Origin of the sequence: Flavobacterium branchiarum, from assembly GCF_030409845.1 — a bacterium.
Classification (GTDB): domain Bacteria; phylum Bacteroidota; class Bacteroidia; order Flavobacteriales; family Flavobacteriaceae; genus Flavobacterium; species Flavobacterium branchiarum.
In genome coordinates this window covers 2,043,516-2,057,091 of sequence record NZ_JAUFQQ010000005.1, presented here as the reverse complement: position 1 = coordinate 2,057,091, position 13,576 = coordinate 2,043,516, and the positions used below count along the sequence as shown (strand labels likewise).

General features: G+C 32.9%; 12 protein-coding genes. 8 read left to right on the top strand and 4 right to left on the bottom strand.

Annotated elements, in window-relative coordinates:
- Positions 1 to 143: 143 nt before the first annotated feature.
- Positions 144 to 2,204, bottom strand: a complete 2,061-nt coding sequence (locus tag QWY99_RS20900) for a M13 family metallopeptidase (RefSeq protein WP_290267725.1) — start codon at positions 2,202 to 2,204, stop codon at positions 144 to 146.
- Between the two features lie 222 nt (positions 2,205 to 2,426).
- Here QWY99_RS20900 and QWY99_RS20895 point away from each other — a divergent pair, with 222 nt between their 5' ends.
- From QWY99_RS20895 to QWY99_RS20880, 4 genes are all read left to right on the top strand, one after another.
- Positions 2,427 to 3,092: an SCO family protein gene (locus QWY99_RS20895; protein ID WP_290267724.1), complete on the top strand. Its 666-nt coding sequence runs from the start codon at positions 2,427 to 2,429 to the stop codon at positions 3,090 to 3,092.
- 183 nt (positions 3,093 to 3,275) lie between these two features.
- Positions 3,276 to 3,506: a FeoA family protein gene (locus QWY99_RS20890; protein WP_129540266.1), complete on the top strand. Its 231-nt coding sequence runs from the start codon at positions 3,276 to 3,278 to the stop codon at positions 3,504 to 3,506.
- Positions 3,507 to 3,514: 8 nt separating this feature from the next.
- Positions 3,515 to 5,614 (top strand): ferrous iron transport protein B, encoded by a 2,100-nt coding sequence (feoB, locus tag QWY99_RS20885; protein WP_290267721.1) that lies wholly within the window; start codon positions 3,515 to 3,517, stop codon positions 5,612 to 5,614.
- Positions 5,615 to 5,620: 6 nt separating this feature from the next.
- Entirely contained in the window at positions 5,621 to 5,743 is a 123-nt protein-coding gene (locus tag QWY99_RS20880; protein ID WP_290267719.1) for a FeoB-associated Cys-rich membrane protein, read from the top strand.
- A gap of 232 nt (positions 5,744 to 5,975) precedes the next feature.
- On the opposite strand, the gene QWY99_RS20875 is transcribed toward QWY99_RS20880, so the two are convergent.
- The 3 genes from QWY99_RS20875 to QWY99_RS20865 form a co-directional block, all read right to left on the bottom strand.
- Complete coding sequence (locus QWY99_RS20875) at positions 5,976 to 6,629, bottom strand: metal-dependent transcriptional regulator (protein WP_290267717.1); 654 nt, start codon at positions 6,627 to 6,629, stop codon at positions 5,976 to 5,978.
- 77 nt (positions 6,630 to 6,706) lie between these two features.
- Positions 6,707 to 8,578 carry an Nramp family divalent metal transporter gene (locus tag QWY99_RS20870; protein WP_290267715.1) on the bottom strand — a complete coding sequence of 624 codons (1,872 nt, stop codon included), beginning with the start codon at positions 8,576 to 8,578 and terminating at the stop codon, positions 6,707 to 6,709.
- 84 nt (positions 8,579 to 8,662) lie between these two features.
- On the bottom strand, positions 8,663 to 9,040 hold the full coding sequence (locus tag QWY99_RS20865; protein ID WP_290267713.1) for a Fur family transcriptional regulator: 378 nt from the start codon (positions 9,038 to 9,040) through the stop codon (positions 8,663 to 8,665).
- 84 nt (positions 9,041 to 9,124) lie between these two features.
- Between QWY99_RS20865 and QWY99_RS20860 the strand changes: the two genes are divergently transcribed.
- From QWY99_RS20860 to QWY99_RS20845, 4 genes are all read left to right on the top strand, one after another.
- The gene (locus tag QWY99_RS20860; RefSeq protein ID WP_290267712.1) at positions 9,125 to 9,511 is read left to right on the top strand and encodes a MerC domain-containing protein; all 387 of its coding nucleotides are present in this window, start codon (positions 9,125 to 9,127) and stop codon (positions 9,509 to 9,511) included.
- Positions 9,512 to 9,529: 18 nt separating this feature from the next.
- Entirely contained in the window at positions 9,530 to 10,438 is a 909-nt protein-coding gene (locus QWY99_RS20855) for an NAD(P)/FAD-dependent oxidoreductase (protein WP_290267710.1), read from the top strand.
- A gap of 189 nt (positions 10,439 to 10,627) precedes the next feature.
- Positions 10,628 to 12,904 (top strand): TonB-dependent receptor, encoded by a 2,277-nt coding sequence (locus QWY99_RS20850; RefSeq protein WP_290267708.1) that lies wholly within the window; start codon positions 10,628 to 10,630, stop codon positions 12,902 to 12,904.
- A 65-nt stretch (positions 12,905 to 12,969) separates the two neighbouring features.
- Positions 12,970 to 13,434 (top strand): thioredoxin family protein, encoded by a 465-nt coding sequence (locus tag QWY99_RS20845; RefSeq protein WP_290267706.1) that lies wholly within the window; start codon positions 12,970 to 12,972, stop codon positions 13,432 to 13,434.
- Positions 13,435 to 13,576 lie beyond the last annotated feature (142 nt).

The window sequence follows — 13,576 nt, the reverse complement described above, 5'->3', positions numbered from 1 at the left end:
ACAACAATACTTAATACTTAATACTTAATACTTAATACTTAATACTTAATACTTAATACTTAATACTTAATACTTAATACTTAATACTTAATACTTAAAAAAATGGCTGTCTTAAATAAGACAGCCATTTTTGCATTTATATTTTACCAAATTTTAACTCGTTTAGATGGTTCTATATACATTCCATCACCTGGTTTAATTGAGAAAGCTTCGTAAAAAGCATCTACATTTTGTAACGGTACATAAGCACGGTACATTCCTGGAGCGTGTGGATCTGTTTTAACTTGACTTTTTATAGCTTCATCACGGCTTTTGGTTCTCCAAACAGTAGCCCACGATATAAAGAAACGTTGTTCAGGAGTATATCCATCTATTAATCCAGGGCTTCCATTTGCTTTTAAATATAATTGTAATCCGTCATAAGCAGCATTTATACCACCTAAGTCACCAATGTTTTCTCCTAATGTAAATTTACCATCTACATGAATTCCCGGCAAAGGCTCTAATGCGCTATATTGATTTGCCAATGCAGTTCCTAAAGCTGTAAATTGTTTCAAGTCGTCTGCTGTCCACCAATCAACAAGATTTCCATCTGCGTTGTAACGCGCTCCAGAATCATCAAATCCATGAGAAATTTCATGTCCAATTACAGCTCCAATTCCACCGTAATTTACAGCTTCATCTGCTTGGTAATTATAGAACGGAGGTTGCAAGATAGCTGCTGGAAAAACTATCTCATTATAAGATGGGCTATAGTATGCATTTACCGTTTGTGGCGACATTCCCCATACGGTCTTATCAACAGGCTTTTTGTATTTAGAAATATTATCATTGTAACTCCATTTCGCTAGGTTAAGACTATTATCAAAATAGCTACCACCCTCTTGTACATCTTTAATAACTAAAGCACTATAATCTTTCCATTTATCAGGATAACCAATTTTTATGGCAATTTTATTAAGTTTTTCAACTGCTTTCACTTTAGTTTCGGCAGACATCCATGTCAAATTGTTAATACGGTTTTGGAAAGCCAAAACAATATTTTGGATCATTTTTTCCGCTTTTACTTTTGCTTCAGCAGGAAACATTTTTTCAACATACAATTTACCCAAAGACTCTCCAATAACTTGGTTTATCACCTGAAGCGCTCTTTCTTCACTTGGGCGCTGTTTGATTGCTCCCGTTAATGTTTTTCCGTAGAAATCAAAACTAGCATCTTCTATTTCTGTCGTTAATTGCGAAGTTGCTCTATTTAAAGCACACCATTTTAAATATTCTTTCCAAGCTGGAACTTTATTTTCGGTAAGGATTGTTTGCAATGCTTTCATGTAACGAGGTTGTGTTACAATAATTGTATCTGCTTTTGCCAATCCAATACCTGCAAGATATTTATCCCACTGAATTGCTGGTGTCATCTTTTTAAGATCAGTAACTGCAGTTGGGTTGTATTGTAATCTTCCATCTCTACGTTCAACACGATCTAATCTTGGTGCCGACATAGCTGTTTCTAATGCTAGAACTTGTGCAGCGCTCTCTTTTGCTTTTTGAGGAGATTCGCCTATAAACTGCAACATTCTTGCAATATGAAGTTCATACTTTGCGCGCTTCTCCTTAGAATCCTTATCTTCAGATACATAATAATCTTTATCAGACAATCCTAATCTACCAACACCTAAGCTAAGCGTATTAATATTACTGTTCTTTTTATCGGCGCTAACATAAATACCGAAAAAACCAGCCCCACCTAAAGGTTCCATTTCTATTAAAAAATTCTGTAAATCTGCTACGTTTTTGATAGCGTCAATTTTAGTCAAATAAGGTTTTAGTGGTTTAATTCCCTGCTTGTTTCTTCCAATAGTATCTAGAATTGTATTAAAAAGCGCAATTGCTTTTCCTTGCTCTGTAGTTGAATTATATTTTTTACTTTTTGAAGCTTCCTTTAAAATTGCCAAAGCATCATTATCAGTCTTCTGACGTAGTTCATTAAAACTTCCCCATGCATTTCTATCGCTAGGAATTTCTGTTTTATCTACCCAAGTTCCGTTTACATAACGAAAAAAATCTTGGCTTGGTTTAACGCTTTTGTCCATTAAAGAAACATCAATACCCGATGTCTTAGAAGACATAGTTTGAGCTTGACCCATTGAAAATCCTAACACTGCAGGAATAGCAAACAACAAATGCTTATTAATTTGTCTTTTCATAATTAATTTTGGTTTAGTATTCACAAACTTATTGTTATTATTTTGAATATAATGTTAAGCACAACAAGATTTTTCATTTCAAAACTCAAAAAACTCAAAGATTCTTAAAAAACAAAACAGCCAAATACCTACAACAGAAAAGCATATCCTATAATTTGGTTAAAAAAAACAATGTTACCTTATTTAAAAAGAGGTTTTGTACTTTTGCACCAAATTATTTTTATGAAATCTTTACTTTACAAATACAGGAAATTTTTCTTGGTACTATTCGTATTTTCTGCAATTACAATTTCCTTGTTTTATTCTGCATTAAAACCTAGTAAGACTTTACCAATTTATAATCCAGCCGATGTAAATCCAGAACTGGTTGATAGCACGATGCAATACAAAAGCAAATACCATACAATTGCTGATTTTGCTTTTGTAAATCAAAACGGAGATACGATTACTCAAAAAGATTATGATGGAAAAATATACGTTGCCGATTTCTTTTTTACAACTTGTGGTTCTATCTGTCCTAAAATGACAGCTAATCTTGCCGAAGTTCAAAAAGCAGTTTTAAACAACCCAAAAGTAAAATTACTTTCACATACTGTATTTCCTGAAACGGATAGTGTTCCTGTTCTAAAAGCATATGCTATAAAAAACGGCGTTGTAGACAGCAAGTGGAATCTTGTTACGGGTGACAAAAAAGAGATTTACACCATGGCTCGAAAATCATATTTGGCTGTAAAACTAGGAAGACCTGATCAATTATACGATATGGTGCATACGGAGAACTTTATTTTAGTGGATCAAAAAAGACGCGTTCGTGGTTTTTATGACGGAACTAAAAAGGAAGATATGCAAAAACTAATTGAAGACATTAACTTTTTATGTACGGAATAACTTATCTGTTTTAAAATTCCACGTAAAATAGTTAATTCCATGAATAAACAGTTTTCATTTAACTTTTGAGGAATCTCATTTCATATGTGAATTATATCTTAAAACATTGAAACCGTAGTATAAAAGGGCTTTTAATAAATATTAAATGACTAATATTGCAATATTAATTCAATCTAAATAAACTTGAAACATTCTATCCACTCCCTTAAAAAAGGCGAAAAAGCCACTATCAAAGAATTTGATATTGATCTAGTTCCGTTGAAATTATTAGAAATGGGTTGCTTACCAGGTAACATGGTCGAATTGCTTCAAATTGCTCCTTTTGGAGGTCCTTTATATTTGAATATTAATGGTTCACATGTAGCTATTCGAATAGAAACAGCACGTGTAATTGAAGTAGAAATAATCAAATAGAATTTGCAATGAGTATTCAAAATATAAATGTAGCCTTAATAGGTAATCCAAATACGGGAAAAACTTCAGTTTTTAATCAATTAACAGGTCTTAACCAACAAGTAGGAAACTATCCAGGAATTACTGTTGAAAAAAAGATGGGCTTCTGTAAATTGCCAAACAATATCAAAGCCAACATTCTTGACTTACCAGGAACATACAGTTTAAATGCCAGCTCTATTGATGAGAATATGGTTATTGAACTTTTGCTGAATAAAAACGACAAATTATATCCAGATGTAGCACTTGTTGTTACCGATGTTGAGAATCTAAAACGAAACTTACTTCTTTATACTCAAATAAAAGACCTTGAAATTCCAACGATATTAGTTATTAATATGGCTGATAGAATGGAGTCTAAAGGAATCACTCTAGACATTCCTTATTTGGAAGAACACTTAAAGACAAAAATTGCTTTAATCAGTTCTCGTAAAGGACAGGGAATCGAAGAGCTTAAAAATATAATAGTTGACTACAAAAACATTCCAACTGAACCGTGTTTAAACGCATCGGTTATTGATCCAGAATATTTTAAAAGTTTACAACATGCTTTTCCTAATCAACTATTGTATAAATTATGGTTGGTTATCACTCAAGATGTTAACTTTTTGAATCTTGACAGAAATGAAGTCAGAAGTACGTTTACAAAATCGCACTCTGAATTAAAACGTCTGCAACAGAAAGAAACAATAAAGAGATATCAATTTATAAATGATGTTTTAAAAGAAGGATTAAAAGTAGACCATACAATAGCTACCGATTTCCGTGCAAAACTAGACCAAATATTAACTCATAAAGTATGGGGTTATGCTGTGTTTTTTGCTATATTATTTATTATATTTCAAGCAATATTCCAATGGGCCGCTGTTCCAATGGATTTTATAGATAGTTCATTTGCAACGCTAAGTTCATTAGCATCTGAAAAATTACCAAGTGGTATCTTAACCGATTTAATTTCTCAAGGAATTATCCCAGGAATTGGAGGAATCTTAATATTTATTCCGCAAATTGCCTTCTTGTTCCTATTCATATCTGTACTTGAAGAAAGTGGTTACATGAGCCGTGTTGTTTTCCTTATGGATAAAATAATGCGCAAATTTGGTTTATCAGGAAAGAGTGTTGTCCCTTTAATTTCGGGAACAGCGTGTGCCATTCCAGCAATTATGGCAACACGTAATATCGAAAACTGGAAAGAGCGTTTAATCACTATTTTGGTAACACCATTTACTACCTGTTCGGCTAGATTACCAGTTTATACGATTATCATTGCACTGGTTATTCCAGATGAACGCCTTTTCGGATTCCTTAACCTACAAGGTTTAACCTTGATGTTATTGTATCTTTTAGGTTTTGGAATGGCTATTTTATCGGCTTATGTTTTAAATAAAATTCTAAAAATCAAGAACAAAACATATTTCGTAGTTGAAATGCCAAGCTACAAAACACCATTGTTCAAGAACGTTTTTATTAATGTAGTCGAAAAAACAAAAGCATTTGTTTTGGGTGCAGGAAAAATAATATTAGCAATATCTGTTGTTTTATGGTTTTTAGCCTCGTACGGTCCTGGAGAGAAATTTAATGAAGCGGAAGCTATTGTAACAGAAAGGCACAAAGACAAACCTCTAAGTGAGTTTGAATATGAAGAAGCTGTTGCTTCACAAAAAATAGAGAACTCTTACATTGGAATAATGGGTAAAACTATTGAACCTGTTATTTCACCTTTAGGATACGATTGGAAAATTGGTATTGCAATTATAAGTTCATTCGCTGCTAGAGAAGTTTTTGTTGGTACATTAGCAACCATTTACAGTGTAGGTGGCACAGATGACGAGTCTACTATAAAAAGCAAAATGCAAGAAGAAATTAACCCTCAGACTGGTGAAAAAATCTTCAATTTGGCTTCAGGAATCTCATTGTTACTATTTTATGCGTTTGCTTTACAATGTGCAAGTACAATTGCAATTACCAAAAAGGAAACAAACTCATGGAAATGGCCAATGGTTCAGCTCGTATTAATGAGCGGATTGGCTTATGTCACAGCTTTAGTAGCTTATCAATTCTTAAAATAATGCATTATGGTACAAGAAATTATAGCTTTTGCAATTTTAGCAATAGCAATTGCCTTCTTAATTCGTAAGTTTTTTTGGAAGCCTAAAAACAAGAAAAATTGCGGAGACAATGACTGTGGTTGTCATTAAGAAAAGGCACTGAGGTACTAAGATAAAAAGAAACAAAGGTTCAAAAGTTGCTCCGTTTATTTATAAACTGGACAACCTTTGAACCTTTTAAATTTATATTGAAATTGAAATCTCAGTAATCGAGCCACTACTCTAGACTAAAATAACAAGGCTTGAGAAGTTTTTTCTTAAAAACTGAGAACATACTCAATTACATCCGTTTTCAGGCTTTAATTAAGCTTCTGTGCGTTTCCTAAAGCAACTTGACGAATAAGTTTGAAGCTATTTTATTCGAAATAGTAAGTTCTTGTTCGTTTACTTTAATTTTTAGAGACAAATCGAAGCTTTCTTTTGATAGACATTCTATTTTAGAACCTAAAGCAATTCCTTGTTTATCCAAATATTGTAAAAACTCAGATGAAGTATCTTTTACACCAACACACACTCCAGTTTGTTTTTCACTAAGTTCTGAAAGCAGTTGCTTTTCAACTTTAATAATTCGTCCTTGAGCATCTGGAATTGGATCTCCGTGCGGATCTTCTGTTGGATTACCTAGAAAATCATCCAGCTTATTAATTAATTGTTCCGATTTAATATGTTCCAATTGTTCGGCAATATCATGAACCTCATCCCAAGAGAAATCAAGTTTATCTACTAAAAAAACTTCCCATAAACGGTGTTTTCGAACAATCATTTTGGCAGCTAACTTTCCGTTTTCTGTAAGCGAAACTCCTTGGTATTTTTTATAATTAATCAAATCCTTTTCGGATAATTTCTTAAGCATATCGGTAACCGATGATGCTTTTGTTTCCATCATTTCGGCAATAGCATTGGTACTAACCTCAGCTTCAGAAGAAGTGGTTAAATGATAAATAGCTTTTAGGTAGTTTTCTTCTGAGAAGGTCATTTGTGTATTTTTCAGGTTCAAAGCTTTAAAGATTCTGTGTTTTAAGTTGAAAATCTAGCAACTTAAAACCGCAACAATTATTTTTTAACGATAAACAAAGGTATCGAAATTTTATGACGCAATTTATCGACTGTTGTTCCAAAAACTAAATCTTTAAAGCCAGTATGTCCGTGCGTTCCCATAACCAAAATATCAAAACCTCCTTTGTTTACAATAATCGGAATAATATTGTTTGGCTTACCAAATCCAAGTTCTGTCTCGATCTTAAATCCTTTTGCCGTAAGCATCTCTTTGTATTCTAATAACAGTTTTTCATCGATTGTTGTTTCATGGTCATCAACATTTTGACCATACATAAGTGCGCCAACTGTCTCAACCACATGAATTAAAGTGTAGTTACCATCAATTCCTCCTAATTCGAATGCACTGTTAATAGCTGCTTCATCGGCATTAGAGAAATCTACAGAAATAGCAATGTTCTTTTTACTATATCCTTCTTTTACAGAAAAGCGCAAAGCAAGGCTATGAGGGGAATGATTTTGTATATCAGATTTTGCTCGAGCAATAAATGGTTTAAAAACGATATAAAGTAATAAAACTAAAGCAGCTATTGCCAGAGGAACAACAGTAACCCATAACACAATTGGATTCTCAGAAGCATCTAACCAACCCGTTATTTCATCATACACTAATTTTCCGTTAAGCGATACAATAATCAAAGCAATAACCCATGCTGTAACCTGAGTTAATCTGCTAATATGAAACCCTTTCATCTTTGTTTTATCACTCACAAAATGTATCAATGGTATAATTGCAAATCCTAATTGCAAACTCAGGATTACCTGACTCAGAATAAGCAGTTTTCCTGTGACACTTTCGCCATAAATCATAATAACTACTACGGCGGGAACAATAGCAATTAAACGTGTTATTATTCGACGAACCCAAGGTTGGATTCTTAAATTTAAATACCCTTCCATAACGATTTGCCCCGCTAAAGTTCCAGTAATTGTGGAGCTCTGACCTGCTGCGATTAAAGCAACTGCAAAGAGCACAGGTGCCCACTTGGTTCCTAAAAGCGGTTCTAAAAACTTATGCGCATCCTGAATTTCAGCAACTTCAAACATTCCATTTCGATGAAAGGTTGCAGCAGCAAGAATTAAGATAGCGGCGTTTACAAAAAAGGCGAGATTAAGAGCAATCGTTGAATCTATCAGATTGTATTTTAATGCCTGTTTGATTCCTGCAGGACTTCTATCAAATTTTCTGGTTTGTACCAAAGAAGAGTGCAGATACAAATTATGAGGCATTACTGTTGCTCCGATAATACCGATTGCAATGTATAAAGCTGCAGAATTAGGAAGTGATGGAATCAATCCATACATTACCTTATCTAGTTCAGGTTCAGCAAAAATCATTTCAAAAACAAAAGAAAACCCAATAATAGCAACTAAGACAATAATGAAAGCTTCCATTTTTCGAATGCCTTTATTAATCAAGAAAAGCAATAAAAAAGTATCTAATACAGTAATTAAGACACCCTCAATCAGCGGAATATCAAATAATAAATTAATACCAATTGCCATTCCCAGTACCTCAGCAAGATCACAAGCAGCAATGGCGACTTCGGCAAGAATGTATAATATATAATTGATGAATTTAGAATAGGTTTCTCTTGATGCTTGTGCTAAATCACGTTGGGTTACAATTCCTAATCTAGCACTAAGACTTTGCAATAACAAAGCCATTAAGTTACTCATTAACAAAACCCAAAGTAAAGCATACCCAAATTGGCTTCCACCCGCAATATCTGTCGCCCAGTTTCCTGGATCCATGTATCCAACGCTCACTAAATAAGCAGGACCAAGAAAAGCTAATATTTTTCTAAAAACAGATTTTTTATTTTGCGTTTGAACCGATTGGTTAACTTCTTCTAGAGATTTAGTCATTTCATAAAAATTATTAAAGCAAATATATACAAAAATTGCATTGCTCAAACATTATTTTTAGCCTTGTCTAAATGTTAAAGGAAATTATAAACAATTCGGACACAATCCCGAAAGAGTAAAATTTACATCGTTAACCTTGTAATTACGGGGAATTATATAGCTTGGTTGCACGTTTTCCATGCAAGTAACTTTCAAACATTTTTCGCAACTAAAGTGTACATGATTATGAATATGCACATGATTTGCATGATGACATTTAGCATATTTAATAGTTCCATCAAGATTTACAATTTTATGAATGACATCTTCATTGACCAAACGGTCTAAAATTCTATAAATCGTAACACGATCACATAAATCCTGAGTTAATTTATGAATCTCAGAATGTGACAATGCCGAATCTGAATTAGTAATTAAATCTAGAATGGCTCCTTTGGCCACAGTATTACGGGTAACTTTCATGAATAAAATATTTACGCAACATTGTTGCGTTTAGAATAATTTTCTATATTTGCAACATTATTGCATTAAGCTAATATACACATTATGAAGACAAAAACAACTTTTAATTGGGACATTTTAGGAATTTCAAGCGCAACAATATGCCTCGTGCATTGTTTGGTGTTGCCTATATTAACAATAGTTCCACTTGGTATAACCCATAATCCTATAATCGATTTACTTTTTGCATCCATCGGATTTTTTGCAGTTATAAAAATAGTAAAAAAAGCGACTCTACTTGTAAGTAGTATTCTGCTTTTATCAATAACCCTAATTTTTATAAGCATAATTATAGAAATAATACTAGATGTACACACCGTCCTAATCTTTATTGGTGGAATTGGGATGATAATTGGTCATATTCTAAATTACCTAATTCACAAAAAAATAGATACTAACAAAAAGCTACTCCAAACTAAAAACACTTTGTAACGCTTAAAAACAAAAATCATGAAAAAAAGTAACGAATACGATGTTATAATAATTGGTGGCAGTTATGCCGGCTTTTCAGCAGCCATGGCATTAGGACGTTCGATGCGAAAAGTGTTAATTATAGATAGCGGCAATCCATGCAATCAACAAACTCCATACTCACACAATTTCATAACTCAAGATGGTAAAAAACCGTCCGATATAAATGCTACCGCAAAAAACCAAGTATTAAAGTACCCGACTATAAGTTTTATTGAAGATAAAGCAGTTAAAGCATCTAAAAAAGAAAGTGATTTTGAAATACTAACAGAAAGAAAAGAAGTCTTTATAGCAAGAAAATTAATTTTTGCAACAGGATTGAAAGATATATTTCCAGAAATAAATGGATTCGCAGCATGTTGGGGAATTTCGATATTACATTGTCCTTATTGTCACGGCTACGAAGTAAAAAACGAAAGAACTGGCATTATCGCAAACGGTGATATCGGATATGATTTTACAAAAATGATTTCAAATTGGACAAAAGACCTTACGCTATTTACAAATGGAAAATCATCATTGACCGAAGATCAAACTGCTACACTAAAAAAGAACAACATCGCAACTTTAGAAAATGAAATAGATTATTTCCAACACAATGATGGTAAAATTATAAATATTGTTTTTAAGGACGGAACAAAAACAGCGATTAAAGCACTTTATGCTAGACCTCCTTTTGAGCAACATTCGCATTTACCACAAGAATTGGGCTGCGAAATGACAGAACAAGGCTTAATAAAAGTAGATTCTTATCAGAAAACAACAATCAAAGGAATATATGCTGCAGGTGACAATTCCACATTTGGTCGTTCAGTAGCACTAGCGGTTTCATCAGGATCAGTAGCAGGTGCTTTCATAAATAAGGAACTCATAGAAGAAGATTTCTAGCAGTCGGAAACATAATATATAATCGTATCATTTTATGTTAGTGTAATTGTTTGGTTTACGGTTAAAAACGTAAGCGGTTCATAATAAACCATGAACCGCTTTTTTAATGTAAAAAATACTATTTTTTGAGAAAGAATTTTGTTTGTCGAATATAATTTTTAGATTTGTCTAAAATATAATTTATACAAAATGAAATATTTATTTACAATGCTACTGTTTTCAATACTTCAGGTTGGTTTTTCACAAAATACCTCATCAATTTCAGGAAGAGTATTTATTGAAAATCAAGAAAAGCAACAAGCAAATGTTCAAATACTGAAAACTAATTATAAAACCCAAACGGATAGTTTAGGCTTTTATAAATTAGAAGCTATTCCGTTAGGCAATTATAAAATTCAAGTTTCATCACTTGGTCAAAAGACAATAACAAAAAACATTGTTTTTAAAGAAAATGAGCCTTTGACTTTAGATTTTCAATTAACAAATAATGAAAACGAACTTAACGAAGTCGTAATATCTGGAACATTAAAAGCTGTAAAACGCTTAGAAAGTGCGGTTCCTGTAGAAGTTTACACGCCAGTATTCTTTAAAAAAAATCCAACGGCTAATATTTATGAGGCTTTACAAAATGTGAATGGAGTACGACCTCAACTAAATTGTGGCGTTTGTAACACTGGTGACATTCATATAAATGGTCTCGAAGGCCCTTATACGGCTGTCATGATTGATGGAATGCCAATTGTAAGCAGTTTATCTACAGTTTATGGATTATCAGGAATTCCGAACTCACTTGTAGAAAGAATAGAAATTGTAAAAGGTCCTGCATCTTCTCTTTATGGAAGTGAGGCTGTAGGAGGATTAATAAATATTATAACAAAAAGTGCTACCAATGCACCTGTTTTCTCTGCTGATGTATTTACAACCAGCTGGCTAGAGACAAATGTAGATTTGGGAGTGAAATTAAATGCTGGCAAAAATGCAACAGCTTTACTAGGCGTTAATTATTTTAATTACAACCAAAGAATTGACAATGACAATGATGGCTTTACAGATGTGACGCTTCAGGATCGGGTATCAGTATTTCAAAAATGGTCGTTTAAAAGAAAAGAAAATAGAATATTTACTCTCGCAGGACGCGGTATGTATGAAGATCGTTGGGGTGGCGATATACGCTGGGAAAAAAAATACAGAGGTGGCGATAAAATCTACGGAGAAAGTGTTTACACCAAACGTGCCGAACTTATAGGAAGTTACCAATTACCAACAGATGAAAAACTGATATTTTCTTTCTCTGGGAATGTACATTATCAAGACAGTCGTTATGGAACTACTTCCTATATAGCTAATCAAAAAATTGGGTTTGCTCAACTTACTTGGGACAAAAAAATCAAAAACAATGACTTGCTAGCAGGAATAGCCTCTCGTTATACTTATTACGATGACAATACAACATCGACACAAATACAAGGAAAAAACAATCCAGATAAAACATGGTTACCAGGTATATTTTTGCAAGATGAAATAACATTAACAGAAAAACACAAAATACTTCTAGGGCTACGATACGATTATAACTCTATCCACGGAAATATTGTAACTCCAAGATTTGCCTATAAATTAAAATTTAATGATAACAACATCCTTCGTTTTAATGCCGGAACAGGTTATAGAGTGGTAAATTTATTCACAGAAGACCACGCCGCTTTAACTGGATCTAGAGAAGTTGTTATTGCTAATAATCTGAATCCAGAAAAATCAATCAATGCTAATTTAAACTACATCAAGAAAATATACTTTAACAACGGGACATTTATTGGTATCGAAACTACCGCTTTTCATACCCGATTTAGCAATAAGATAATAGCAGATTATGATACCGACCCGAACAAAATCATTTATGACAACATTGATGGTCACGCTGTAAGTCAGGGAATCAGCACAAACATAGACGTAAACTTCAATAACGGATTAAAACTAATTGCAGGCGCAACAATTATGGATGTTTCGAATATTGAAAACGGAACTCGTGAAAGACCGTATCTAACAGAGAAATTTACAGCAACTTGGAGCGCTTCGTATAAAATTAATCCAATTAATTTAGCAATTGATTATACCGGAAATTTATACAGTCCGATGAAATTACCTCTATTAGGTGATAACGACCCTAGAGACCCAAACTCCCCTTGGTATAGTTTACAAAACATTCAGTTTACTTACACAGGTTGGAAGAATTTTGATTTATACGCTGGAATCAAAAACCTACTTAACTTTACTCCTAAACGAAATAACCCATTCCTTATTTCGAGAACTAACGATCCTTTTGACAAAAATGTTGACTACGATTCAAACGATAAAGTACTTGTAACTCCAAGTAATCCATACGGAATGACATTTGACACAACCTATGTTTATGCGCCAAACCAAGGAATTCGCAGTTTCTTTGGATTACGTTATAATCTGAGATAAATAAAATTTAGTTAAGCCACAGATTTATAAACAACCCTTTAATCTGTGGCAAAAAAAAGTAACAAATGAAAAGTCTACTCATAATATTACTCTTCCTAGGCCTTACTTCAACAGGGTTTTGCCAACTAAAAAGCATTCCGTTTGAAGCTATTGACAGCTTACAGCAAATTCAGAAAAGGAAAGTCATTATTTTTATCCACACCGATTGGTGCAAGTATTGTCAAGCAATGAAGAATTCAACCTTTAAAAACAAAAAAATAATAGAACAACTCAATAACCAATTCTATTTTGTTGATTTTCATGCTGAAGAAAAAAGAACAATTCGGTTTAATAATAAAACATTCAACTACACAACAACCGGAAATAAAACTGGCGTTAATGAATTAGCGATACAATTAGGAACAGTTAATAATCAACTAACCTACCCCATTATTTGTATTTTAAATTCAAAAAATGAAATCCTATTTCAAGATACAAATTATCACAATGCAAAGGATTTTGAAATCATTTTGAACAAACTAATTGATTGAGTGTTTACTCTATATTACTTTTAATACAATCACAACATTGTCAGACTAACACGTAGTCGAAGTCGTTTTAAACAAAAACTATATATTCTTAAATAATTTGATTCCGTGAACCCAACGAATTAAAATTACTATTTTTGATGAA

Bases quoted from the DNA above. Each gene is read 5' to 3' on its own strand.
- QWY99_RS20870 (WP_290267715.1), bottom strand. From the start codon at position 8,578: ATGACTAAATCTCTAGAAGAAGTTAACCAATCGGTTCAAACGCAAAAT.
- QWY99_RS20845 (WP_290267706.1), top strand. From the start codon at position 12,970: ATGAAAAGTCTACTCATAATATTACTCTTCCTAGGCCTTACTTCAACA.
- QWY99_RS20850 (WP_290267708.1), top strand. From the start codon at position 10,628: ATGAAATATTTATTTACAATGCTACTGTTTTCAATACTTCAGGTTGGT.
- QWY99_RS20855 (WP_290267710.1), top strand. From the start codon at position 9,530: ATGAAAAAAAGTAACGAATACGATGTTATAATAATTGGTGGCAGTTAT.
- QWY99_RS20895 (WP_290267724.1), top strand. From the start codon at position 2,427: ATGAAATCTTTACTTTACAAATACAGGAAATTTTTCTTGGTACTATTC.
- feoB (WP_290267721.1), top strand. From the start codon at position 3,515: ATGAGTATTCAAAATATAAATGTAGCCTTAATAGGTAATCCAAATACG.
- QWY99_RS20860 (WP_290267712.1), top strand. From the start codon at position 9,125: ATGAAGACAAAAACAACTTTTAATTGGGACATTTTAGGAATTTCAAGC.
- QWY99_RS20900 (WP_290267725.1), bottom strand. From the start codon at position 2,204: ATGAAAAGACAAATTAATAAGCATTTGTTGTTTGCTATTCCTGCAGTG.
- QWY99_RS20880 (WP_290267719.1), top strand. From the start codon at position 5,621: ATGGTACAAGAAATTATAGCTTTTGCAATTTTAGCAATAGCAATTGCC.
- QWY99_RS20865 (WP_290267713.1), bottom strand. From the start codon at position 9,040: ATGAAAGTTACCCGTAATACTGTGGCCAAAGGAGCCATTCTAGATTTA.
- QWY99_RS20875 (WP_290267717.1), bottom strand. From the start codon at position 6,629: ATGACCTTCTCAGAAGAAAACTACCTAAAAGCTATTTATCATTTAACC.